Here is a 23280-nt window from a genome sequence, read left to right as displayed (position 1 = left end):
CTGAGATGAAAAACAAATCCATCATCGTAAAAGGTGCAAGAGCACATAATTTAAAAGATATAGATATAGAAATACCTAAAGATCAACTTGTTGTTATGACTGGATTATCTGGTTCAGGAAAGTCGTCTTTAGCATTTGATACGATATATGCAGAAGGTCAAAGAAGATATGTAGAATCATTAAGTGCATATGCGAGACAATTTTTAGGACAGATGGACAAACCAGATGTAGATTTAATTGATGGTCTTTCTCCAGCGATATCAATCGATCAAAAGACAACAAGTAAAAACCCAAGATCAACTGTTGCTACCGTAACTGAAATATATGATTATTTAAGATTATTATATGCGAGAGTTGGAAGACCAATATGTCCAAACCATGGTATTGAAATCAAATCACAAACGGTTCAACAAATGGTCGATCAAGTCATGGAGTTAGAAGAAAGAACAAAAATACAAATTCTTTCACCAATTGTTTCAGGACGTAAAGGTACACATAAGAAATTAATCGAAGACATTGCTAAAAAAGGCTATGCAAGGTTAAAAGTAGATGGCGATATTTTAGATGTAGATGATGTTCCAGATTTAAACAAAAATCAAAATCATTCTATTGATGTCGTGATTGATAGACTTGTCATTAAACCAGGTATTGAAGCGAGGTTAGCTGATTCATTACAAACAGCGCTAGAATTAGCTGATGGTAATGCAGTTGCTGATATTATTGATGGTGATGAAATTAAATTTTCTGAACACCATGCTTGTCCTATTTGTGGTTTCTCAGTAGATCAATTAGAACCTAGAATGTTCTCATTTAACAATCCATTTGGTGCTTGTCCATCTTGTGATGGATTAGGAAGTAAACTAACTGTAGATATTGATTTGGTTGTGCCAGATAAGACTTTAAGTTTAAATGAAGGTGCAATTTTACCATGGCAGCCAATCAGTTCTAATTATTATCCAACTTTATTGAAACAAGCTTGTGAACATTTTAATATTGACATGGATAAACCATTTAATAAATTAACGAAAAAAGAAAAGAACATCGTCTTAAGAGGTCATGATGATGAAATAGAATTTAAATTCAATCAAGATTATGGCGTTAAAACAGAAAGAAAGAGAACGATGGCTTTTGAAGGTGTACTGAATAATATTGAACGTCGTTACCATGATTCACCATCTGAATACGTTAGAGAAGTGATGCAAAAATACATGGTAGAAAAAACTTGTGAAACATGTGATGGTTATCGTTTAAATGAAAAAGTACTTTCTGTCAAAGTAGATGGCCAACATATCGGTGAAGTAGTCAGATATTCAATTTATAATGCAATCAAACATTTTGATAATCTAGATTTAGATGAAACAGAACGTAAAATTGCGAAGCTCATCTTAAAAGAAATACATGAAAGATTATCTTTCTTAAATAATGTAGGTTTAGAATATTTAACACTCAATCGAGCATCAGGTACATTATCTGGTGGGGAAGCACAACGTATCAGACTGGCAACTCAAATTGGTTCTAGATTATCAGGTGTGTTATATGTGCTAGATGAGCCTTCTATCGGTTTACATCAAAGAGACAATGATCGATTAATTGATACATTGAAATCTATGAGAGATATGGGTAATACATTAATTGTCGTTGAACATGATGAAGACACGATGAAAGCGGCGGATTATTTAATTGATATAGGTCCAAAAGCAGGTGTACATGGTGGTGAAGTAGTTGCGAGTGGTACACCTGAAGAAGTTATGGCAAATGAACAATCTTTAACAGGTAAATACTTAAGTGGTAAAGAGAAAGTCTTTGTACCGTCTAAACGAAGAAAAATCACGAAACGTAAAATATCTGTTAAAGGTGCGACAAGTAATAACTTGAAAAATGTCGATGTAGATTTCCCATTATCAGTTATGACATGTGTAACAGGTGTTTCAGGTTCTGGTAAAAGTTCATTAGTAAATGAAGTATTATACAAAGGTTTGCAAAAACAATTGTATAACACGAAAACAAAACCAGGTGAACATAAATCTATAAAAGGTGTAAATGAAATTGAAAAAATTATAGATATTGACCAATCACCAATTGGTAGAACGCCACGTTCAAACCCTGCAACTTATACAGGCGTATTTGATGATATTAGAGATGTATTTAGCCAAACGAATGAGGCAAAAGTGAGAGGCTATCAAAAAGGAAGATTCAGTTTTAATGTTAAAGGTGGCCGTTGTGAAGCTTGTAAAGGTGACGGAATCATTAAAATTGAAATGCATTTCTTACCAGATGTATACGTACCATGTGAAGTTTGCGATGGAAAACGTTATAATAGAGAAACATTAGAAGTAACTTATAAAGGAAAAAGTATTTCTGATGTATTAGAAATGACAGTAGAAGATGCTTATCACTTTTTCGAAAGTTTACCTAAGATAAATAGAAAATTAAAAACAATAGTAGATGTTGGTTTAGGATATGTTAAACTAGGTCAACCTGCAACAACTTTATCAGGCGGTGAAGCACAACGTGTGAAACTTGCTTCAGAACTTCATAGACGATCTAATGGTAAGTCTTTATATATACTTGATGAACCAACAACAGGTTTACATGTAGATGATATTAAGCGTTTATTAAGTGTGTTAAATAGACTCGTTGAAAATGGCGACTCTGTTATCATTATTGAACATAATTTAGATGTCATTAAAACAGCAGACTATATTATAGATTTAGGTCCAGAAGGTGGAGATGGTGGCGGTGAAATAATTGCTACTGGAACACCAGAAGACATTGTTGAAGTAGAAGCATCTTATACTGGTAAATATTTAAAACCAATTTTAGAACGAGATCGATCATAAACCAGGAGGGGTTATTTATGAACGAAGTACAATTAAAAATTTTAGACCTTATTGAAGGTGGGAAAATTACTGTTGATGAAGCGGTGAAGTTACTTGATGCAACATCGAATAATCAAAAATCATCATCACCTTTTGATAAGAAATCTAAAGAAAATGTAGAAAATTTATTTGAAGACTTATTAGATAAATTTAAGACAACTGCCAAATCAGGTAAAACTGAATTTGAAAAGCAGTTTAAGGATAATGAAGGATCAGGTCAAGATCCTATTCAACAATTAGATGAATCATTAAGAAATATCATTAGAAATTTCAACAAAAATAACGACCAAAACAAAGATATTTAATTTTAAACCCTAGAAACGATAAAAAGTTTCTAGGGTTTTTATATTTGCTGAAACTGTTGTAATATTGATAATGATTGCAGTTAAGGTTAAAGTTCATTAGAATTAACATATATTAACCTAGAGGTGAACCCTATGATATCAAGTAGTAAATTAATAGAGCAATTTAATTTGGAAGTTATTGCCGGGAAAAATGGCTTACATCGTAAAGTAACAGAAACAGATATATCACGTCCTGGTCTAGAAATGGCTGGGTATTTTTCACATTATTCATCAGATAGAATTCAAGTATTAGGCACAACTGAGTTGTCATTTTATAATTTGTTGCCTGATGAAGAGAAAAAAGGTAGAATGGCTAAATTGTGTAGACCCGAAACACCAGCTATCATTATCACACGAGGCCTAGATGCACCAGAAGAACTCATTCAAAGTTGTAATGAAAGCAATACACCACTTTTAAAAAGTGAGTCTTCAACAACTAAATTGATGGGGCAAGTAACCGGATATTTAGAACGTGAACTAGCACCTGAAACATCATTACATGGCGTACTCGTAGATGTTTACGGTGTAGGTGTATTAATTACTGGTGATAGTGGTGTCGGTAAAAGTGAAACTGCATTAGAACTTGTTAAACGAGGTCACAGACTTGTTGCTGATGATAATGTTGAAATTAAAGAAATCAATAAAAATGAATTAATTGGTAAAGCACCTAAGATCATCGAACATTTACTTGAAATACGAGGTCTTGGTATTATTAATGTTATGACTTTATTTGGTGCGGGATCTATCTTGATGGAGAAAAGAATCAAGTTAAACATCAATTTAGAAACATGGAACAAAGAAAAAATATATGACAGAGTTGGATTGAATGAAGAAACTTTAAAAATATTAGATTCAAAAATAACTAAAAAGACAATTCCTGTTAGACCTGGTAGAAACTTAGCAGTCATCATTGAAGTTGCTGCAATGAACTACCGTTTAAATAATATGGGTATTAATACTGCTGAAGAGTTTAATAATCGTCTTAATGCAGAAATTTTGAAAAATGCACGTAAGGAGAATGAATAATGGAAGTGTTAGGCATTGATCCCGTAGCCATACAATTAGGGCCGCTAGCAATAAGATGGTATGGTATTATCATAGCTTCAGGTATATTAATTGGATATCTTATCGCACAAAGAACTGCTAAAAAAGTTGGAATAAAAGAAGAATCACTTATAGATTTAATTATATGGTGTGTCGTAATGGCAATTATCTGTGCACGTATTTATTACGTAGCGTTTGAATGGGATTATTACAGTCAACATTTAGCAGAGATACCACTTATTATGAATGGTGGTATAGCTATTCATGGTGGATTGATTGGTGCCTTTTTAACAGGTTTCATCATATGTCGTAAAAAGAATTTATCATTCTTCCAAATGGTTGATATTGTTGCGCCAAGTATTATTTTAGCACAAGCGATTGGTAGATGGGGTAACTTTATGAATCAAGAAGCTCACGGTGGACCTGTTTCACGTAGTTTCCTTGAAAATTTACATATACCTGAATTTATCATTAACCATATGCAAATAGATGGTATTTATTACCAACCAACATTCTTATATGAATCTATTTGGAATATAATCGGCTTTGTCATTTTATTACTCATTAGACCTCAATTGAAAATTGGGGAGACATTCTTTGCTTATTTAATTTATTATTCAATTGGTAGATTCTATATAGAAGGTTTAAGAACGGATAGCTTGATGCTTACTGAACATTTAAGAATTGCTCAAGTTATCTCTATTGTAATTATTGTTGTTTCTATTGCTTGTATTATATATAGAAGAGTACGTTATAATCCGAAAAAATTCAGAGATGTTAAAGGTTATTATCATAACTAATGTGAAAGAAGTGTTTACGTGAGAGCATTAAAGACTAAAAAAGTAGATGGTGAGAATCCATTATGGAAAATGTATGAAACAGTACGTTTTATAAAAGTATTTAAAAATGTTATTATCATTGAAATTAGTAGATATTTACCGAGTGTTAAATGGAAACATTTTCTATACAGAAAAGGGCTTAAGATGAAAATTGGACAAAAGACAGCTTTTGCATTTAAAGCAACGCCTGATATTATGTATCCTGAACTTATAACTATCGGTAAAAACTGTGTAATAGGATATAATGCAACCATTCTATGTCATGAATATTTAGTCGAAGAATATAGAATTGGCCGTGTAAACATTGGAGATAATGTATTAGTTGGTGCAAATGCCACTATACTTGCAGGCGTGAGTATAGGTGATAATGCTGTTATAGCAAGTGGTACAATCGTGATGAAAGATGTACCTGATGATATGATGGCATATGGCAATCCTATGGAACTTAAAAAAAGGCGGTGAGTCAGTCGTTGGGAGAAAATTCAAATGTCATACACGTAAAGTTTGATAAAGACTTCTATTATCATAAAGCAATGGAAAAAATGAGAGAACAAGATTTCGGATATGCCGAGTCTTTATTTAAAAAAGCGCTTGAACTATCACCTAATGATTTTGTTATTATACCGCCTTATGCTGAATGTCTTGTAGAGCTGAATAAAAATACCGAAGCAGAAGAAATGATGTTCAATCAAATTGTGAAAGAAAATTTTGTAACGGATTATTATTTTTATTTAAGTCAAATGTATATAAAGACGAATGAACCTAATAAAGCATTTTTATTTGGTTTAAGGTATGTAACAGAAGAGGACGACCAAGATTATTTTGAAGAAATGATTCAAATGTTTGAAGTAAAGTATGATGATCAAACAATTGTGGAAGAAGAAGCGGAAAGATTTGTTATTCAACATATTTTTCAATACTTATTTTCACATGGTAGGTTACAAGAAGCGAATGAATATATTGATAGACAACGTGCTAAAATACAAGAAGATAAGCATATTATGAATTTAAAAGCGATGTCTATGTTATACAATAGTCAATATGACGAAGCGGAGATATTATTACAAACGATATTGGAAGATAATCCTTCTGATATTTACGCTTTATGTCATATGACATTATTGCTTTATAACACGCAACAGATAGAACGTTATGAGCAATATCTGAATCAATTAAGTAAATTACATCCTATTAACGATGAAGAATCTTTTAAATTGGGTGTTGTTCTAAGCTATTTAGGAAAGCATAAACCTTCTAATCAATTATTAGTGCCTCTTCTAAAAAAAGCACAAGCTGCTACGCCACAACTACACCACGCCTTAAGTTACAACTTCTATCATTTAGGTTATTTAGATGAAGCGAAAAGACATTGGCAAAGATTTGAAGATAGTGTACAATATCATAGTCAATTGCCACCTTGGAAAATTGACGAACTAAAAGATATGTTAGATCGTCATGTATTACCTTTATTAAAAGACGAAGACTATCGATATAGATTATATGGCATATTTTTATTAGGATATATGAAACATAGAGAACTCGTTATGTCTCATGAAATATGGGAAGTTCTAGAAAGTTTACCAGACTATGAAAGGTTATATATAACGTATACTTTTCAAGATTTACACTTAAATAAGTTAGGCTTTATTGATAAAGGTATGAAGCTTATCGAACAATCCATATATCAGAAATATGGAAAAGAGATTTTTGTATCATGGATTGAACATGCAGAAATGCTCATTGCAGATAATGAATCGATTGAACAAGTTGAACATTATGTTGCAGCATCCATTTATATTTATTTAAAGATGTTAAATAAAAAAATAACTAAAAAAGAGATTAAAGATACATTTCATATTACTACGTATCGTTTGAATAAAGCGATCAATGCTATTTTGAGCATATAGTTATGAATAGTAATGATTATGATGTACAATTCTACTGAATTAATAAGAGGAGGCAGTTTATAAATGACTACACAAGTAGATTATGATGTAATTATAGTTGGGGCAGGACCAGCAGGAATGACTGCTGCAGTGTATGCTTCAAGAGCAAATTTATCAACTGTAATGATAGAACGAGGTATGCCAGGTGGACAAATGGCAAACACTGAAGATGTAGAGAACTTCCCTGGCTTTGATTTAATAACAGGTCCAGACTTATCAACTAAAATGTTTACACATGCACAAAAATTTGGTGCTAAATATGAATATGGTGACATTAAAGAAATAGAAGATAAAGGTTCTTATAAAGTTGTAAATATGGGTGACAAAACATTAACAGCTCGTGCAATTATCATTGCAACTGGTGCAGAATACAAAAAAATAGGTGTGCCAGGTGAACAAGAATTAGGCGGACGCGGTGTAAGTTACTGTGCAGTATGTGACGGTGCATTCTTTAAAGGGAAAAACTTATACGTAATCGGTGGCGGAGATTCAGCTGTCGAAGAAGGTATTTTCTTAACTAAATTTGCAGACAAAGTTACAATTGTTCACAGAAGAGACGAATTAAGAGCTCAAAAAATCATTCAAGACCGTGCATTTAAAAATGATAAAATTGATTTCATTTGGAACACTACATTAAAAACAATTAATGAAAAAGATGGTAAAGTAGGATCAGTAACATTAGTTTCAACTGAAGACGGATCTGAGTCAGAACACCAAGCTGACGGTGTATTCATCTATATCGGTATGAAACCATTAACTAAACCATTTGAATCATTAGGTATTTTAAATGAAAATGGCTATATCGAAACAAATGATGAAATGGAAACTAAAGTGCCAGGTGTATATGCAGCAGGCGATGTTCGTGAAAAAACTTTACGTCAAATCGTTACAGCAACAGGTGACGGAAGTATCGCAGCACAAAATGCACAAGCATATATCGAATCATTAGAAGACGAAGAACAATTAATATAATTTGAGTAGTGAAGAGGCGAGGACACATGTCCCGCCTCTTTTTTTATGTGGATGGTAGGGTGCGGATTGTGATTATCGGTCCAGAAATGAGATTTACAGGCCGATAAAAATAATTATAGACCTGAAAACAGGATTTACAGGCCGATAAAAATAATTATAGACCCGAAAATAGGATTTACAGGCCGATAAAAATAATTATAGACCCGAAAATAGGATTTTCAGGCCGATAAAAATAATTATAGACCCGAAAACAGGATTTACAGGCCGATAAAAATAATTATAGACCCGAAAACAGGATTTACAGGCCGATAAATAAAATTACCGACCCGAAAACGTAACATCAATATAATCAACTCTATTTCATAAGTGATTACTACCTTTATATAACGGGAAAGATACACTTGTATTGGCCATTTATTTAATGTTTTTTATGGTGTAATCATGTAAGATAAAGGTATATATGATCGTTAAAGGAGAACTGTTATGCAACCTATCGACAAAACTAATGTAAAAAATGAACTTCTTGTAGTTACAGGAATGTCCGGTGCGGGTAAATCAGTCGCACTACAAGCTTTAGAAGATTTAGGATATTTTTGTGTTGATAATTTACCGCCTATATTATTGCAAAAATTTGTTGATTTAATGGACCAGGGTAATCCTTCTTTATCAAAAGTTGCAATTGGTATCGATTTAAGAGGTAAGGATTTCTTTGGAGATTTAAGAGATGAATTAGATTATATACAAAGTGAGAAAAGAGTCTTAGTAGACATTATCTTTTTAGAAGCAAGTGATAAAAAATTAATTTCTAGATATAAAGAAACGAGAAGAACACATCCTTTAAGTGAGGAAGGTAGTTTATTATCTGCAATTGAAAGAGAAAGGGCTTTACTAAGTGATATTAAAGGTATCAGTAACTTTGTGATTGATACGACTGAAATGAAGCCTAAAGAATTGAAACAAGAACTTGTAGAAATATTTGAAGAAGATCCTTCTACAACATTTCAAGTAAGAGTGATGAGCTTTGGTTTCAAACATGGTATGCCTATTGATGCAGATATAGTCTTTGATGTACGATTTTTGCCAAATCCATATTATGTTGAAGAATTAAGACCTATGACAGGTCTCGACGATGAAGTTTATCAATATGTTATGAAATGGAAAGAGACGAATACATTTTATAAAAAGTTTAGTGATCTGTTAATGTTTATGTTGCCTGGTTATAAGAAAGAAGGGAAATCTCAATTGACGATTGCAATTGGTTGTACAGGTGGTCAACATAGATCTGTAGCACTTGCAAAACGTTTAGGGGAAGATATTAAAGAGAACTTTGACTATGTTGTGTATACATCACATCGCGATGCACATATTGAAAGTAAGCCAAGAACATGAAAAGATTAAAAGTCGTCTTAATTGGCGGAGGAACCGGCCTTTCTGTATTAGCAAGAGGGTTAAAGGATTATCCAATAGATATTACAGCCATCGTAACTGTAGCAGATGATGGCGGTAGTACTGGTAAAATTCGTGATGTGATGGATATACCTGCTCCTGGCGATATCAGAAATGTATTAGCAGCACTTAGTGACACAGAACCAATGCTTGAAAAGTTATTCCAATATCGTTTTGAAGAAGAAGAACTTGGTAGTCATTCAATCGGAAATTTATTGTTAGCAGCTATGACAAATATTACGGATGATTTTGGACATGCTGTAAAAGAATTGAGTAAGTTATTGAATATTAAAGGGCAAGTCATTCCATCCACAACGAGAAGTGTCGTGTTAAATGCAGTTATGTCAGATGGTGAAATCATTGTTGGGGAATCTAATATTCCTAAGACTGAAAAGAAAATTGAAAAAGTATTTTTGACACCTCAAGATATTGAACCGATGAAAGAAGCAATAGATGCGATTGAAGAAGCAGATTTAATCGTTATGGGACCAGGTTCTTTATATACAAGTATTATGCCTAATTTAATTTTGAATAAAGTTAAAGATGCCATTGTTAATACTGAAGCAGAAAGACTATATGTATGTAACCTTATGACTCAAAAAGGTGAGACAACGGGTTATTCAGTTAGTGATCATGTTAAAGCGATTCATGACCATGTAGGTGCATCATTCATTGACTTTGTTATATGTCAAAATGAGCGTTTCAATAAAGATATCCTATTAAGATATGAACAGGAAGAAGCTAAACAAGTTGAATTTGATGGTGAGAAGTTGAAAGACATGGGTGTACAGTGTATTCATGATAATGAATTAGTGAGTATCACACCTCATCAATACATTAGACATAACAATAAAGTGTTGGCACAACTCATTTACGAAATTGCCTTAAGAGAAATCAGTACAATCCAATACAAGAAAGATAAATAATCATTTCGTCTAGAGAAAACAGACAAACTTAAAAAATGATATTACATGAAGCAAATGTGGCATGAATGATTGTCAATTTGCTTCATTTTTTTATGGAAATCAAGTAATATAAATGTAAGGGTTTTCAATTTGGAGTGATGGGTCATGAAAAGAGTTCAGATATTAATGGTGATTATAGGCTGTATATTTTTACTCATAGGTTTAATCGCAAATCAGCAGATAGGTATTACTTTTTTAATCATTGGTTTAGCGATGATATTATTTGGCGTTATTAAAGAGCCTTCAAGTAAAACATAAAAAGTTCAAGTTTAAAAACTTGATACGCCCGGCTATTCCGTGTAATATGAAATAGATACAAAACGTATGATATGTCTTTTGGCATATCATTATTTTTATGTGCTTATAAACTAAGAAAGGATGATCTGCTGTGAGCTTTGCTTCAGAAATGAAAAATGAATTAACAAGAATTGAAGTAGATGATTGTTGCGCCAAGGCAGAACTTTCAGCTTTGATTAGAATGAATGGTAATTTAAGCATATCTAATCAGCAATTTGTTATAAATGTACAAACTGAAAATGCAGCGATAGCACGTCGAATATTTTCATTAATAAAAAAATGCTTCGGTGTTGAAGTTGAATTATTAGTGAGAAAGAAAATGAAACTTAAGAAAAATAATATATATATTAGTCGAATAAAAGTAAAAGCTAAAGAAATATTAGATGAACTTGGTATTTTACAAGATGGCATGTTTAAACATGAAATAGATAAAGATATTTTACAAAAAGATTGTTGTAAAAGAAGTTATTTAAGAGGTGCATTTCTAGCAGGAGGTTCTGTTAATAACCCAGAAACTTCTTCATATCATCTTGAAGTCTTTTCATTATATGAAGAACATTCAGCAGATTTAACCGCACTCATGAATCAATATGATTTAAATGCTAAATTATTAGAGCGCAAAAAAGGTTTTATCAGTTATTTGAAAGAAGCTGAAAAAATTTCCGATTTCTTAAGTTTGATTGGTGGCTATCAAGCGTTATTGAAGTTTGAAGATGTGAGAATTATTCGAGATATGAGAAATTCAGTAAATCGATTAGTCAATTGTGAGACGGCTAACTTGAACAAAACAGTGAGCGCCGCCATGAAACAAGTTGAGAGCATTCAGCTCATCGATAAAGAAATTGGTATTGATAACTTGCCAGATCGCTTAAGAGAAGTTGCAAGACTTAGAATAGATAATCAAGATGTTTCAATTAAAGAATTAGGTGAAATGGTAAGCACAGGTAAAATTTCTAAATCAGGTATTAATCATAGATTACGTAAATTAAATGAAATGGCTGATAAAATTAGAAACGGCGAGACAATTCAACAATAAAAGAAGCACCTGGGACAATTCCTGTCTCAGGTGCTTCTATTTTTATGAATTATTTAATATCTTCTGGATGCATAACATCATCGATTAAACCGTATTCTTTAGCTTCTTCAGCTGTTAAGAAGTTATCACGATCTGTGTCTTTTTCAATTTTTTCAATTGGTTGTCCAGTTCTTTCAGATAATATTTTATTTAATTTCTCACGTGTACGTAAAATATGACGAGCTGCAATTTCAATTTCAGTAGCTTGTCCTTGTGCACCGCCAAGTGGTTGGTGAATCATAACTTCACTATTTGGTAATGCATAACGTTTACCTTTAGCACCAGCTGCTAGTAAGAATGAACCCATAGATGCTGCCATACCGATACAAATAGTTTGAACATCAGGTTTGATGTGTTGAATTGTATCGTAAATAGCAAATCCTGCTGTTACACTACCACCTGGAGAGTTGATATATAAGTAAATATCTTTCTCAGAATCTTGAGCTTGTAAGAATAGTAATTGTGAAACGATTGAGTTTGCTACATTGTCATCGATAGCTGACCCTAACATAATAATGCGGTCTTTCAATAAACGTGAATAAATATCATAAGCGCGTTCTCCGCGATTTGTTGTTTCAATAACTGTTGGTATTAAATTCATCAGTTAATCCTCCTTTGAATATCTTAATGACCATATCATACACTACAAAGTCAAACATGGTCAAAAAATATGACCTACTGATGAATATTATAACTTAAATAGCTGATTTATACACTGGGAATTTGTGATATGAGTTGTCAATGTTAGCATAAATGATATAATAGTTTCCGTAATCAACGAGCTGTGTGCAGTGAATTTGTGTGACTTCTATATTAAAATAGTCACATCTTTTTCTGATGAAATACTCCCTTTGAGTTGTATTCATATTGCTTCACTCCTTAATGGTTGATAATTCTATTATATCGACAATATATTAAGTAGATATAAAGTATTTATTAAGACTTATCTCTCCGTAGTGTAACGGATAACACGCAAGATTCCGGTTCTTGAAATGGGCGTTCGATTCGTCTCGGGGAGGCTTTATTATGTAAAGGGTGATTTGGATGGCAATTAAATTTTATGTTGGGACAAATTGTGGTTTATGTGAAGATGCTAAGATTCAAATTGAATTTTTTAAAGAATCGTACGATCATGAAATAAAAATAGATACTATTAATATTGAAGAAGATGATACATTACTTGAAAAATATATGTTAAGGATACCTGTTGTTGAATACGATGGGCAAGTTTTACAAGAAGGGAATATCGATTTCATCACATTGACAGAGGCATATAATCAAATGAAATAATAGGAAACGCTTTTAACTTGCATTCTATATATAAGGGGTGTATTATAAAACTGTAAACAGATATTATTTTTTTGACCCGCATGGGACAAAAAACGTCTAACCCAGGTTAGAAATTGCCCATCTGTTAATCTTTGAGGAGGCGACTTGTTTATGGAAGATTTACTAAAAGTACAACATAGACTAGTTCCTGATTTGATTGACAAGATGTATCGACGCTTTAATATTTTATCGACAATCGAGAAGAAGCAGCCTATAGGTCGAAGAACGTTGAGTGATGTTATGAATGTCACTGAACGGGTATTGAGAACTGAAATAGAAATTTTAAAACAACAAGATTTAATCAGCGTTCGGTCAACTGGTATGAAATTGACTGAAACAGGCGAGCAAACGCTTGATTCTTTATCACATTATTTAACACTTTATTCTAGTTTTAATCATATCGAAGAAGAAATTTTCAATCGATATGGTGTCAAAGCTCATATAGTGAGAGGTAATTCGGATTTAGATGAGATGGTTAAAGCAGAAATGGGTAATGTTACAGCTGAATTACTAGAACAGTCATTATACGATCATGCTTCTGTATCAGTAACTGGTGGTTCAACAATGGCAAGAGTAAGTGAGTCATTACATCCATTAGATAAAGACATTTTGTTCACGCCAGCGCGTGGTGGTTTGGGTGAAAACGTTGTGTTTCAAGCAAATACAATTTGTGCAAGTATGGCAAATCGTACAGGTGGGTCATATAAAGTCTTGTATGTTCCAGACCAAGTGAGTGAAAGTTCATACGAAACTTTGCTGAAAGAACCTGCAGTAATTGAGGTGCTAGATGCAATACGTCGTTCAGATTTTATTATTCACGGTATTGGTGATGCGCTGAAGATGGCGGAAAGAAGGAAGACTTCTGAAGCAGTATTAAGTCAATTGAAACATCATCATGCTGTCGGAGAAGCTTTTGGTTATTATTTTAATGACAAAGGTGAGGTCGTACATCGTGTTAAGACAATCGGTTTGCAACTAGAAGACTTAACAACAAAGACAAACATTTTTGCAGTAGCAGGTGGGACATCTAAAGCAGAAGCGATAAAAGCTTATCTTGAGATTGCGCCTAAGAATACAATTCTTATTACCGACGAAGGTGCTGCAAAAGCAATAATCAATTTGGAATAAAAGGTTATTTAACCTTTTTGAAATAAAAAATTAAAAGGAGGCCATCATAATGGCAACTAAAGTAGCAATTAATGGTTTTGGTAGAATAGGTCGTTTAGCATTTAGAAGATTACAAGAAGTTGAAAATATCGAAGTAGTAGCAATCAACGATTTAACAGATGACGCAATGTTAGCTCATTTATTAAAATATGATTCAACACAAGGTCGTTTCAAAGACGAAGTAGAAGTTATCGAAGGCGGATTCCGCGTAAACGGTAGAGAAATCAAAACTTTCGAAAATCCTAATCCTAAAGAATTACCATGGGGCGATTTAGATATCGATGTAGTATTAGAATGTACTGGTTTCTTCGCTGACAAAGACAAAGCTTCAGCTCACATCGAAGCAGGTGCTAAAAAAGTATTAATTTCAGCTCCAGCATCAGGTGACTTAAAAACTATCGTTTATAACGTTAACCATGACGAATTAGACGGATCTGAAGAAATCGTTTCAGGTGCATCTTGTACAACTAACTGTTTAGCTCCAATGGCTAAAGTATTAAATGATGAATTCGGTATCGTTGAAGGTTTAATGATGACAATTCACGCTTACACTGGTGACCAAAATACTTTAGATGCTCCACATGCTAAAGGTGACTTCCGTCGTGCTCGTGCAGCTGCTCAAAACATCGTGCCTAACTCAACTGGTGCTGCTAAAGCAATCGGTTTAGTAATTCCAGAATTAAAAGGTAAATTAGATGGATCAGCTCAACGTGTTCCAGTAGCAACTGGTTCAGTAACAGAATTAACAGCTGTATTGGACAAAGAAGTTTCAGTTGAAGAAATCAATGCAGCAATGAAAAATGCTACAAATGATTCATTCGGTTACACTGAAGACGAAATCGTATCTTCTGATATCATTGGTATCACTTACGGTTCATTATTTGATGCAACTCAAACTCGTGTTATGACAGTTGGAGATCGCCAATTAGTTAAAACTGTATCTTGGTATGACAATGAAATGTCTTACACTTCACAATTAGTTCGTACTTTAGAATATTTAGCAGCTCAAGCTAACAAATAATTTAAATAATTGAACTAAATAGGTTATGCTTATGAGTAAGCGGGGAGCACAACGCTTCTCCGCTTATTTTTAATCGTAAAGTATTTTCTATTATCTAGAGGAGGAAGACAAGTCATGGCAAAGAAGAATGTTAAAGACGTAGAATTAAAAGGTAAAAAAGTACTTGTAAGAGCAGATTTTAATGTACCAATGAAAGATGGTGCAATTACAAACGATAACAGAATCGTTCAAGCGCTTCCTACAATAAAATACATTATCGAGCAAGGCGGTAAAGTTATTTTATTCTCACATTTAGGTAAAGTGAAAACTGAAGAAGATAAACAAGGATTGTCACTTAAACCAGTAGCAGAACGCTTAAGTGAATTATTAAATAAAGAAGTAACATTTGTACCAGAAACTCGTGGTGAAGCGTTAGAAAGCGCAATCGACGGATTATCTGAAGGCGATGTATTAGTATTTGAAAATACTCGTTTTGAAGATATTGATGGTAAGAAAGAATCTAAAAATGATCCTGAATTAGGTAAATACTGGGCTTCATTAGGTGATGTATTTATCAATGATGCATTCGGTACAGCTCACCGTGAACATGCGTCTAACGTAGGTATTGCATCTAATATTGAAACAGCATCAGGTTTCTTAATGGATAAAGAAATCAAATTTATCGGCGGCGTTGTAAGTGAACCTGAACGTCCGTTAGTAGCAATTTTAGGTGGCGCGAAAGTGTCTGATAAAATTGGTGTTATCGAAAACTTATTAACAATTGCTGATAAAGTTATCATCGGTGGAGGAATGGCATATACATTCTTCAAAGCACAAGGTAAAGAAATCGGCTTATCACTTCTTGAAGAAGACAAAGTAGATTTTGCTAAAGATTTACTTGAACGTGCTGGCGATAAAATTATTTTGCCGGTTGATTGTAAAGTAGCTAAAGAATTTTCAAATGACGCTGAAATTACAGTTGTTTCTGCAGATGAAATTCCTACTGATCAAGAAGCAATGGATATCGGTCCTAAATCAGTTGAAGTATTTAGTGAAGCTCTACAAGGTTCAAATACAGTTGTTTGGAATGGTCCAATGGGCGTATTCGAATTTAGTAACTTTGCACAAGGTACAATTGGCGTATGTAAAGCAATCGCTAACTTAAAAGATGCTACAACAATTATCGGTGGTGGAGATTCAGCTGCAGCAGCGATGGACTTAGGATTTGCTGATGATTTTACACACATTTCTACAGGTGGCGGAGCTTCTCTAGAATATCTAGAAGGTAAAGCATTACCAGGTATCGAAGCAATTTCTGAAAAATAATCATAAAAGGAGTTTATATATCATGAGAAAACCAATTATCGCAGGTAACTGGAAAATGAATAAAACAGTTCAAGAAGCAAAAGACTTTGTTAATGAACTTCCAGCATTACCAGATACTAATGAGGTAGATTCAGTAATTTGTGCACCAACTTTACAATTAGATGCACTTGTTAACTTAACTAAAGAAGGCGTAGCACAAGGCTTACAAATTGGTGCGCAAAATGCATACTTTGAAGATAATGGTGCTTTCACTGGTGAAACATCTCCAGCAGCACTTGAAGATTTAGGTGTTAAGTATGTCGTTTTAGGACATTCTGAACGTCGTGAATACTTCCACGAAACTGACGAAGATGTTAATAAAAAAGCATTAGCTGTATTTTCTCATAATATGACACCAATTATTTGTGTTGGTGAAACATTAGAAGAAAGAGAAGCAGGTAAAGCTGAATCAGTAGTAGGTGGTCAAGTTGAAGCAGCACTTAAAGGCTTCACAGAAGATCAAGTTAAAGCGACAGTAATCGCTTATGAACCTATCTGGGCAATTGGTACTGGTAAATCTTCTACTTCTGAAGATGCTAACCAAATGTGTGCACACGTACGTAACGTTGTTGCAGGTGCTTTCTCTCAAGAAGCTGCTGATGCTTTACGTGTACAATACGGTGGTAGTGTTAAACCAGAAAATATTAAAGAATATATGGCTCAATCAGATATCGATGGCGCATTAGTTGGCGGCGCTTCATTAAAAGTTGATTCATTCGTAGCATTATTAGAAGGTGCTAAATAATGGCTAAACAACCAACAGCACTTATCATTCTTGATGGTTTTGCTAATCGTGAAGAAGAGCATGGTAATGCGGTAAAACAAGCCAACAAACCAAATTTTGATAGATATTACAACAAATATCCACATAACGAATTATCAGCATGTGGTTTAGATGTAGGTCTACCAGAAGGTCAAATGGGTAACTCTGAAGTAGGTCACTTAAACATTGGTGCAGGAAGAATTGTTTATCAAAGTTTAACTAGAATCAATAAATCAATTGAAGATGGCGATTTCTTTGAAATTGACGCACTTAAACAAGCAATGGATCACGTTGTAAAAAATGATTCAACGCTACATTTAATGGGACTTCTATCAGATGGTGGTGTTCACAGTCACTACAAACATCTATTTGCATTATTAGAATTAGCCAAAAAACAAGGTGTTAAAAAAGTTTATGTTCACGGATTCTTAGACGGACGTGACGTTGATCAAAAATCAGCACTTAAATATATTGAAGAAACTGAAAATAAATTTAAAGAGCTAGGTATTGGTCAATTCGCTTCTATTTCTGGTCGTTATTACGCTATGGATAGAGATAAACGTTGGGATCGTGAAGAGAAAGCTTATGATGCAATGTCTAATGGCGTTGGACCTGTATATGCAACTGCAGTTGAAGGTGTAGAAGCTAATTATCAAGAAGGTCTAACAGATGAATTTGTTGTTCCATTTATCGTTAAAGACGAAGAAAAAGGTGTGGAAAACACTGGCGTAAATAGCCATGACGCTATGATATTCTTTAACTTCCGTCCAGATAGAGCAGCACAACTTAGCCAAGTATATACAAATGAAAAATTCGAAGGTTTTGAAATTAAACGTAAACTTGATGATTTATTCTTTGTTACTTTTACAAACTATAGTGATGATGTTATTGCCGAAGTTGCTTTTAAACCAGTAGATATTAAAAATACAATCGGTGAAGTAGCTGAGAAAAATAATTTAAATCAATTAAGAATTGCTGAAACAGAAAAATTCCCTCATGTTACTTATTTCATGAGTGGTGGTAATCATGCAGAGTTTAAAGGTGAAAGAAGAGTATTAATCGATTCACCAAAAGTCGCAACATACGACTTGAAACCTGAAATGAGTGCATATGAAGTAAAAGATGCTTTAATCAGTGAGTTAGATAAAGGTGATTTAGATTTAATTATCTTAAACTTTGCGAACCCTGATATGGTTGGTCATAGTGGTATGCTTGAACCAACAATTAAAGCAATTGAAGCAGTTGATGAATGTTTAGGTGAAGTTGTTGATAAAATTTTATCAATGAATGGTACAGCTATCATTACAGCAGACCATGGTAACTCTGATGAAGTGTTAACAGATAACGAATCACCTATGACAACTCATACAACAAACCCAGTTCCTGTTATTGTGACAAAAGAAGGAGTAGAAGTAAGAAGTGGAGGTCGCTTAGCAGACTTAGCACCAACACTTATAGATTTACTTGGAGTAGAAAAACCAGAAGATATGACTGGTGAATCATTAATTAAATAATAAATTATAAATTTATAAAGGAGTTTTAATTATGCCAATTATTACAGATATTTATGCACGCGAAGTATTAGACTCTCGTGGTAATCCAACAGTAGAAGTAGAAGTATTAACTGAAAGCGGTGCTTTTGGTAGAGCTTTAGTACCATCAGGTGCTTCAACAGGTGAATATGAAGCAGTAGAATTACGTGACGGAGACAAAGATCGTTACTTAGGTAAAGGTGTTCTTAAAGCTGTAGAAAACGTTAACGAAATCATTGCACCTGAAATCATTGAAGGTGAATTTTCAGTATTAGAACAAGTTTCTATCGACAAATTAATGATCGCTTTAGACGGTACACCAAACAAAGCTAAATTAGGTGCTAATGCTATCTTAGGTGTTTCTATCGCAGTAGCTCGTGCTGCAGCTGACTTCTTAGGTCAACCATTATACAAATATCTTGGTGGATTCAACGGTGTTCAATTACCAGTACCAATGATGAACATTGTTAACGGTGGTTCTCACTCAGATGCACCAATCGCATTCCAAGAGTTCATGATTTTACCAGTAGGTGCTGAATCATTCAAAGAAGCTTTACGTTGGGGAGCAGAAATCTTCCATAACTTAGCTAAAATCTTAAAATCTCGTGGTTTAGTAACTGCAGTAGGTGACGAAGGTGGTTTCGCTCCTAAATTTGAAGGTACTGAAGACGGTGTTGAAACAATTTTAGAAGCAATTAAAGCAGTTGGTTTAGAACCAGGTAAAGATGTATTCTTAGGATTCGACTGTGCAGCATCAGAATTCTACGAAAATGGCGTATACGACTATGCTAAATTCGAAGGTGAAAATGGTGCTAAACGTTCTTCTGAAGAACAAGTAGACTTCCTTGAAGAATTAGTAAACAAATACCCAATCATCACTATCGAAGATGGTATGGATGAAAATGACTGGGACGGCTGGAAACTTCTTACTGACCGTATCGGCGACCGCGTACAATTAGTAGGTGATGATTTATTCGTAACAAACACTGAAAAATTATCTGAAGGTATCGAAAAAGGTATCGGTAACTCAATCTTAATTAAAGTTAACCAAATTGGTACTTTAACAGAAACATTCGAAGCAATCGAAATGGCTCAAAAAGCTGGTTACACTGCAGTTGTATCACACCGTTCAGGTGAAACAGAAGATACTACAATCTCTGATATCGCAGTTGCAACTAATGCTGGCCAAATCAAAACAGGTTCATTATCAAGAACTGACCGTATTGCTAAATACAACCAATTATTACGTATCGAAGACGAATTATTCGAAACAGGTAAATTCGAAGGAATCAAAGCTTTCTATAACTTATCAAAATAATTGAGCATATAAATAAAATGGTTCACATAAAGCCCAAAGATGTCGTCACATCTTTTGGGCTTTTTATAGTTGTAATAGAAATTTTGGTAGGTAAGGCAGGTTAGAGTTTGATAGAGAAAATGGATAGAGCAAGGTTGGAGCGGTCGGAGCAGTTGGGGGAGTATCAGAGTATCGGGAGATGTGAGTTAAAGAAGTAGTAAACACACATCATTTCAAAATTTAAAATGATTATATAGGAATGAGCACTTTTGATTACTTAAAAATCATCCAAATCGTAGCTTAACTATCGAATAAAGCCAAGAGATGGTCTAAGTCATGGCTTAACTTTTTAATAAAGCCAAGAGATCCTACTCTACACAATTTAATCCACACACTATATACCTCCCATCTCCCACATCACCCAATAAATTCTTTAACGCTTTAAATCAATAATATTTTATCATTTCATTCTATTTGAAAATGTTCTATAATAGAGGCAATGAATTTTATAGGAGGATCATAATGACGATTAATTTAAAAAGTGCAAAATCACCTTGGTCTAGTTTAGATGGTGTGGATCAATTAACTCTTCATCCTATTAAAAAAGCATTCAATAAAGAAGTCATGATTCCAGGTAGTAAGAGTGTGACGAATCGTGCTTTTATTTTGGCTGGTTTTAGTAAGGGTACTTCTAAATTATCTGGATACTTAAAGAGTGATGACACATACTGGTGTATGGAAACAATTAAAAAACTAGGTGCTACTGTTGAAGCTGTAGGTGATGAACTTCATATTACAGGTATTAATCGTTCAGAGTTACCTGAGAAACAACAAGTATTTATTGGTTCTGCTGGTACAACGGCTCGATTCTTACCAGGTATTTTAGGTACTCAAGAGAAAAGTGAAATCACAATTACTTCAACTGAACAACTTGCTGGTAGACCTCATAAGACTTTACACGATGCGTTAAAACAATTAGGTGTTAAACTAACGTATCTTGAAAAGGAAGGTCAGTTACCTGTGACAATCAAAGGTGCACCAGAAACGGGCGGAAAAGTTTCAATTGCTGGTAATCAATCAAGTCAATTTATAAGTGGTTTATTAATGGCGGCACCTTTATTTAACAAACCAACTGAAATTGAACTTACGACTAAGATTGTTCAAAGCGCCTATGTGGATATTACAATTGAAATGATGAAACAATTTGGCATACATGTAGATGTATCAGATGATTATACACATATGAAAGTAGAACAAGGTGAGTATGAAGCGGCTACTCTACCATTAGAAGCTGACTTATCAACAGCATGCTATTTCATGGCATTAGCAGCACTTAATAAGTCTACGATTAAAATTAATCATTTAAATATGGAAAGTCATCAACCTGATTTAGAAGTTGTCGATATTCTTGAAAAAATGGGTGCAACTGTTGAAAAAGGTACTGATTATGTTGTGATTTCTGGTCCTGAACAATTAAAAGGGAACTTAACAATTGATATGAATGCTTGCTCAGACCAAGCTTTAACAATTGGTAGTTTAGCTGTATTTGCTGATGGTCCAATTACAATTACAGGTGTAGAACATATACGTCATCATGAATGTAATCGTGTAACTGCATTAACAGAAAGTTTAACAAAATTAGGTATTGAAGTTACTGAACATCAAGATGGGTGGACTATCACACCGGGTGATGTTAAGCCAACAACATTAGATACTTATGATGATCACCGTGTTGCAATGTCTTTAAGTTTAATGGGGACTAAAGTAGATGGGATTAAATTATTAGACCCTTCATGCGTATCAAAGACTTGTCCAACATATTTTGAAATGTTAGCATCGTTAGGTATATTGGTTGAGTATCATTAATGAAAACTTGAGTGCATATTGTAAATATGCTATAATGCTACTGTTATAATAGACAGGAGGACCGAGTCCATGCATACATTTTTAATCGTCTTATTAATCATCGTTTGTATTGCATTGATTACCGTCGTATTACTTCAAGAAGGTAAGAGTACTGGTTTATCTGGTGCAATTAGTGGCGGAGCAGAACAATTATTTGGAAAACAAAAACAACGTGGAATAGATTTGATTTTACACAGAGTTACAATTATTTTAGCAATTTTATTTTTCTTATTAATGTTAGCAATTACTTACTTCAAAATGTAGTGGTCCGACTGTATTGTCGGACTTTTTTATTTATATACAAGTAAAAAAACGATACAATAGAACTAGATTATGTTAAAGGATGGTCATTCATGAGAATTCAATTACCTAAACCTTTCTTTTTTGAAGAAGGAAAAAGAGCAGTATTACTTTTACATGGATTTACAGGTAATTCATCAGATGTTAGACAATTAGGACGTTACTTACAGAAAAAAGGGTATACATCATATGCTCCGCATTATGAAGGTCATGGTAGACCACCAGAAGAGATATTGGAATCAAGTCCATATGTATGGTTTAAAGACTGTTTAGATGCATATGATTTTTTAGAAGAAAAAGGATATACTGAAATAGCAGTAGCTGGATTATCATTAGGTGGCGTCTTTAGTTTGAAATTAAGTTTAAACAGAGATGTAAAAGGTATTGTAACTATGTGCTCACCTATGTATATAAAAACTGAAGGCACGATGTTTGAAGGTGTATTAGATTATGCTAGAGAATTTAAAAAGTATGAAGGCAAAACACCTGAACAAATTGAAGAAGAAATGAAACATTTTCATCCTACGAATACTTTGAAAGATTTACAAGAAACAATTCAAGGTGTGAGAAATCAAGTAGACGAAGTATTTGATCCATTGTTTGTTGTACAAGGTAAACTAGATGAAATGATTAACCCTGATTCAGCTAATATTATTTATAATGAATCATCTTCTGATGACAAAAATATTAAATGGTATGAAGAATCTGGTCATGTTATAACAATCGGACAAGAAAAAGAACAAGTATTTGAAGACGTATATCAATTCTTAGAATCATTAGATTGGTCCGAGTAACACACATAATATAAAAGAGAA

The 23280-nt window shown here is 33.6% G+C and carries 22 protein-coding genes; 21 read left to right on the top strand and 1 reads right to left on the bottom strand.

Going from position 1 to position 23280, the window contains the following annotated elements; genetic code table 11:
* The first annotated feature begins 5 nt into the window (after positions 1 to 5).
* The 11 genes from uvrA to whiA all read left to right on the top strand — a co-directional run bounded on the left by uvrA (position 6) and on the right by whiA (position 11768).
* Positions 6 to 2840 (top strand): excinuclease ABC subunit UvrA, encoded by a 2835-nt coding sequence (gene uvrA, locus MHH94_RS11380; protein ID WP_048539914.1) that lies wholly within the window; start codon positions 6 to 8, stop codon positions 2838 to 2840.
* A gap of 17 nt (positions 2841 to 2857) precedes the next feature.
* Positions 2858 to 3184, top strand: coding sequence for an SHOCT-like domain-containing protein (locus MHH94_RS11375; RefSeq protein ID WP_048539913.1), 327 nt, complete (start codon positions 2858 to 2860; stop codon positions 3182 to 3184).
* Positions 3185 to 3316: 132 nt separating this feature from the next.
* A complete protein-coding gene (hprK, locus tag MHH94_RS11370) occupies positions 3317 to 4249 on the top strand; it encodes an HPr(Ser) kinase/phosphatase (protein ID WP_106417543.1) in 933 nt (310 codons plus the stop codon).
* Positions 4249 to 5067 carry a prolipoprotein diacylglyceryl transferase gene (gene lgt / locus MHH94_RS11365; RefSeq protein ID WP_049319741.1) on the top strand — a complete coding sequence of 273 codons (819 nt, stop codon included), beginning with the start codon at positions 4249 to 4251 and terminating at the stop codon, positions 5065 to 5067. Before hprK ends, lgt begins: the two co-directional genes overlap by 1 nt.
* 18 nt (positions 5068 to 5085) lie before the next feature.
* Positions 5086 to 5568 (top strand): acyltransferase, encoded by a 483-nt coding sequence (locus MHH94_RS11360; RefSeq protein WP_058591608.1) that lies wholly within the window; start codon positions 5086 to 5088, stop codon positions 5566 to 5568.
* An 8-nt stretch (positions 5569 to 5576) separates the two neighbouring features.
* Entirely contained in the window at positions 5577 to 7013 is a 1437-nt protein-coding gene (locus tag MHH94_RS11355; protein ID WP_058591607.1) for a tetratricopeptide repeat protein, read from the top strand.
* Between the two features lie 63 nt (positions 7014 to 7076).
* Complete coding sequence (gene trxB / locus MHH94_RS11350) at positions 7077 to 8024, top strand: thioredoxin-disulfide reductase (RefSeq protein ID WP_048539908.1); 948 nt, start codon at positions 7077 to 7079, stop codon at positions 8022 to 8024.
* A gap of 483 nt (positions 8025 to 8507) precedes the next feature.
* A complete protein-coding gene (gene rapZ / locus MHH94_RS11345; RefSeq protein WP_084755115.1) occupies positions 8508 to 9413 on the top strand; it encodes an RNase adapter RapZ in 906 nt (301 codons plus the stop codon).
* A complete protein-coding gene (locus tag MHH94_RS11340; protein ID WP_048539906.1) occupies positions 9410 to 10396 on the top strand; it encodes a gluconeogenesis factor YvcK family protein in 987 nt (328 codons plus the stop codon). The genes rapZ and MHH94_RS11340 overlap by 4 nt, the downstream gene beginning before the upstream one ends.
* A gap of 144 nt (positions 10397 to 10540) precedes the next feature.
* Entirely contained in the window at positions 10541 to 10693 is a 153-nt protein-coding gene (locus MHH94_RS11335; protein ID WP_162841914.1) for a hypothetical protein, read from the top strand.
* Positions 10694 to 10823: 130 nt separating this feature from the next.
* Positions 10824 to 11768 carry a DNA-binding protein WhiA gene (gene whiA / locus MHH94_RS11330; protein WP_088592489.1) on the top strand — a complete coding sequence of 315 codons (945 nt, stop codon included), beginning with the start codon at positions 10824 to 10826 and terminating at the stop codon, positions 11766 to 11768.
* 49 nt (positions 11769 to 11817) lie between these two features.
* Here the strand turns inward: whiA and clpP are convergent, their stop codons facing one another.
* A complete protein-coding gene (gene clpP / locus MHH94_RS11325) occupies positions 11818 to 12408 on the bottom strand; it encodes an ATP-dependent Clp endopeptidase proteolytic subunit ClpP (protein ID WP_025904542.1) in 591 nt (196 codons plus the stop codon).
* Between the two features lie 443 nt (positions 12409 to 12851).
* Here clpP and MHH94_RS11320 point away from each other — a divergent pair, with 443 nt between their 5' ends.
* The 10 genes from MHH94_RS11320 to MHH94_RS11275 all read left to right on the top strand — a co-directional run bounded on the left by MHH94_RS11320 (position 12852) and on the right by MHH94_RS11275 (position 23259).
* Positions 12852 to 13097, top strand: a complete 246-nt coding sequence (locus MHH94_RS11320) for a glutaredoxin family protein (protein ID WP_078355524.1) — start codon at positions 12852 to 12854, stop codon at positions 13095 to 13097.
* Between the two features lie 150 nt (positions 13098 to 13247).
* Entirely contained in the window at positions 13248 to 14264 is a 1017-nt protein-coding gene (locus MHH94_RS11315; RefSeq protein WP_048539903.1) for a sugar-binding transcriptional regulator, read from the top strand.
* A 49-nt stretch (positions 14265 to 14313) separates the two neighbouring features.
* Entirely contained in the window at positions 14314 to 15324 is a 1011-nt protein-coding gene (gap, locus tag MHH94_RS11310; RefSeq protein WP_025904545.1) for a type I glyceraldehyde-3-phosphate dehydrogenase, read from the top strand.
* A gap of 114 nt (positions 15325 to 15438) precedes the next feature.
* Positions 15439 to 16629: a phosphoglycerate kinase gene (locus MHH94_RS11305; protein WP_048539902.1), complete on the top strand. Its 1191-nt coding sequence runs from the start codon at positions 15439 to 15441 to the stop codon at positions 16627 to 16629.
* Between the two features lie 22 nt (positions 16630 to 16651).
* The gene (gene tpiA / locus MHH94_RS11300) at positions 16652 to 17413 is read left to right on the top strand and encodes a triose-phosphate isomerase (protein WP_025904547.1); all 762 of its coding nucleotides are present in this window, start codon (positions 16652 to 16654) and stop codon (positions 17411 to 17413) included.
* Positions 17413 to 18945, top strand: a complete 1533-nt coding sequence (gpmI, locus tag MHH94_RS11295; protein WP_048539901.1) for a 2,3-bisphosphoglycerate-independent phosphoglycerate mutase — start codon at positions 17413 to 17415, stop codon at positions 18943 to 18945. Before tpiA ends, gpmI begins: the two co-directional genes overlap by 1 nt.
* Before the next feature lie 31 nt (positions 18946 to 18976).
* On the top strand, positions 18977 to 20281 hold the full coding sequence (gene eno / locus MHH94_RS11290; protein ID WP_025904549.1) for a surface-displayed alpha-enolase: 1305 nt from the start codon (positions 18977 to 18979) through the stop codon (positions 20279 to 20281).
* 501 nt (positions 20282 to 20782) lie between these two features.
* The gene (gene aroA / locus MHH94_RS11285; RefSeq protein ID WP_058591603.1) at positions 20783 to 22126 is read left to right on the top strand and encodes a 3-phosphoshikimate 1-carboxyvinyltransferase; all 1344 of its coding nucleotides are present in this window, start codon (positions 20783 to 20785) and stop codon (positions 22124 to 22126) included.
* A gap of 69 nt (positions 22127 to 22195) precedes the next feature.
* Positions 22196 to 22429 carry a preprotein translocase subunit SecG gene (secG, locus tag MHH94_RS11280; RefSeq protein ID WP_025906376.1) on the top strand — a complete coding sequence of 78 codons (234 nt, stop codon included), beginning with the start codon at positions 22196 to 22198 and terminating at the stop codon, positions 22427 to 22429.
* A gap of 89 nt (positions 22430 to 22518) precedes the next feature.
* Positions 22519 to 23259, top strand: coding sequence for an alpha/beta hydrolase (locus MHH94_RS11275; protein WP_058591602.1), 741 nt, complete (start codon positions 22519 to 22521; stop codon positions 23257 to 23259).
* Positions 23260 to 23280: the final 21 nt, after the last annotated feature.

Source organism: Mammaliicoccus sp. FSL K6-3158, from assembly GCF_038005105.1.
Taxonomy (GTDB): Bacteria; Bacillota; Bacilli; order Staphylococcales; family Staphylococcaceae; genus Mammaliicoccus; species Mammaliicoccus sciuri.
The sequence above is the reverse complement of the archived record's forward strand: the minus strand, read 5'-3'. Positions and strand labels throughout refer to the sequence as shown.

What these genes read in the sequence shown, in the direction of transcription:
- uvrA (WP_048539914.1), top strand. Translation starts at nt 6, where the DNA reads ATGAAAAACAAATCCATCATCGTAAAAGGTGCAAGAGCACATAATTTA.
- MHH94_RS11375 (WP_048539913.1), top strand. Translation starts at nt 2,858, where the DNA reads ATGAACGAAGTACAATTAAAAATTTTAGACCTTATTGAAGGTGGGAAA.
- hprK (WP_106417543.1), top strand. Translation starts at nt 3,317, where the DNA reads ATGATATCAAGTAGTAAATTAATAGAGCAATTTAATTTGGAAGTTATT.
- lgt (WP_049319741.1), top strand. Translation starts at nt 4,249, where the DNA reads ATGGAAGTGTTAGGCATTGATCCCGTAGCCATACAATTAGGGCCGCTA.
- trxB (WP_048539908.1), top strand. Translation starts at nt 7,077, where the DNA reads ATGACTACACAAGTAGATTATGATGTAATTATAGTTGGGGCAGGACCA.
- rapZ (WP_084755115.1), top strand. Translation starts at nt 8,508, where the DNA reads ATGCAACCTATCGACAAAACTAATGTAAAAAATGAACTTCTTGTAGTT.
- MHH94_RS11340 (WP_048539906.1), top strand. Translation starts at nt 9,410, where the DNA reads ATGAAAAGATTAAAAGTCGTCTTAATTGGCGGAGGAACCGGCCTTTCT.
- MHH94_RS11335 (WP_162841914.1), top strand. Translation starts at nt 10,541, where the DNA reads ATGAAAAGAGTTCAGATATTAATGGTGATTATAGGCTGTATATTTTTA.
- clpP (WP_025904542.1), bottom strand. Translation starts at nt 12,408, where the DNA reads ATGAATTTAATACCAACAGTTATTGAAACAACAAATCGCGGAGAACGC.
- MHH94_RS11320 (WP_078355524.1), top strand. Translation starts at nt 12,852, where the DNA reads ATGGCAATTAAATTTTATGTTGGGACAAATTGTGGTTTATGTGAAGAT.
- MHH94_RS11315 (WP_048539903.1), top strand. Translation starts at nt 13,248, where the DNA reads ATGGAAGATTTACTAAAAGTACAACATAGACTAGTTCCTGATTTGATT.
- gap (WP_025904545.1), top strand. Translation starts at nt 14,314, where the DNA reads ATGGCAACTAAAGTAGCAATTAATGGTTTTGGTAGAATAGGTCGTTTA.
- MHH94_RS11305 (WP_048539902.1), top strand. Translation starts at nt 15,439, where the DNA reads ATGGCAAAGAAGAATGTTAAAGACGTAGAATTAAAAGGTAAAAAAGTA.
- tpiA (WP_025904547.1), top strand. Translation starts at nt 16,652, where the DNA reads ATGAGAAAACCAATTATCGCAGGTAACTGGAAAATGAATAAAACAGTT.
- gpmI (WP_048539901.1), top strand. Translation starts at nt 17,413, where the DNA reads ATGGCTAAACAACCAACAGCACTTATCATTCTTGATGGTTTTGCTAAT.
- eno (WP_025904549.1), top strand. Translation starts at nt 18,977, where the DNA reads ATGCCAATTATTACAGATATTTATGCACGCGAAGTATTAGACTCTCGT.
- aroA (WP_058591603.1), top strand. Translation starts at nt 20,783, where the DNA reads ATGACGATTAATTTAAAAAGTGCAAAATCACCTTGGTCTAGTTTAGAT.
- secG (WP_025906376.1), top strand. Translation starts at nt 22,196, where the DNA reads ATGCATACATTTTTAATCGTCTTATTAATCATCGTTTGTATTGCATTG.
- MHH94_RS11275 (WP_058591602.1), top strand. Translation starts at nt 22,519, where the DNA reads ATGAGAATTCAATTACCTAAACCTTTCTTTTTTGAAGAAGGAAAAAGA.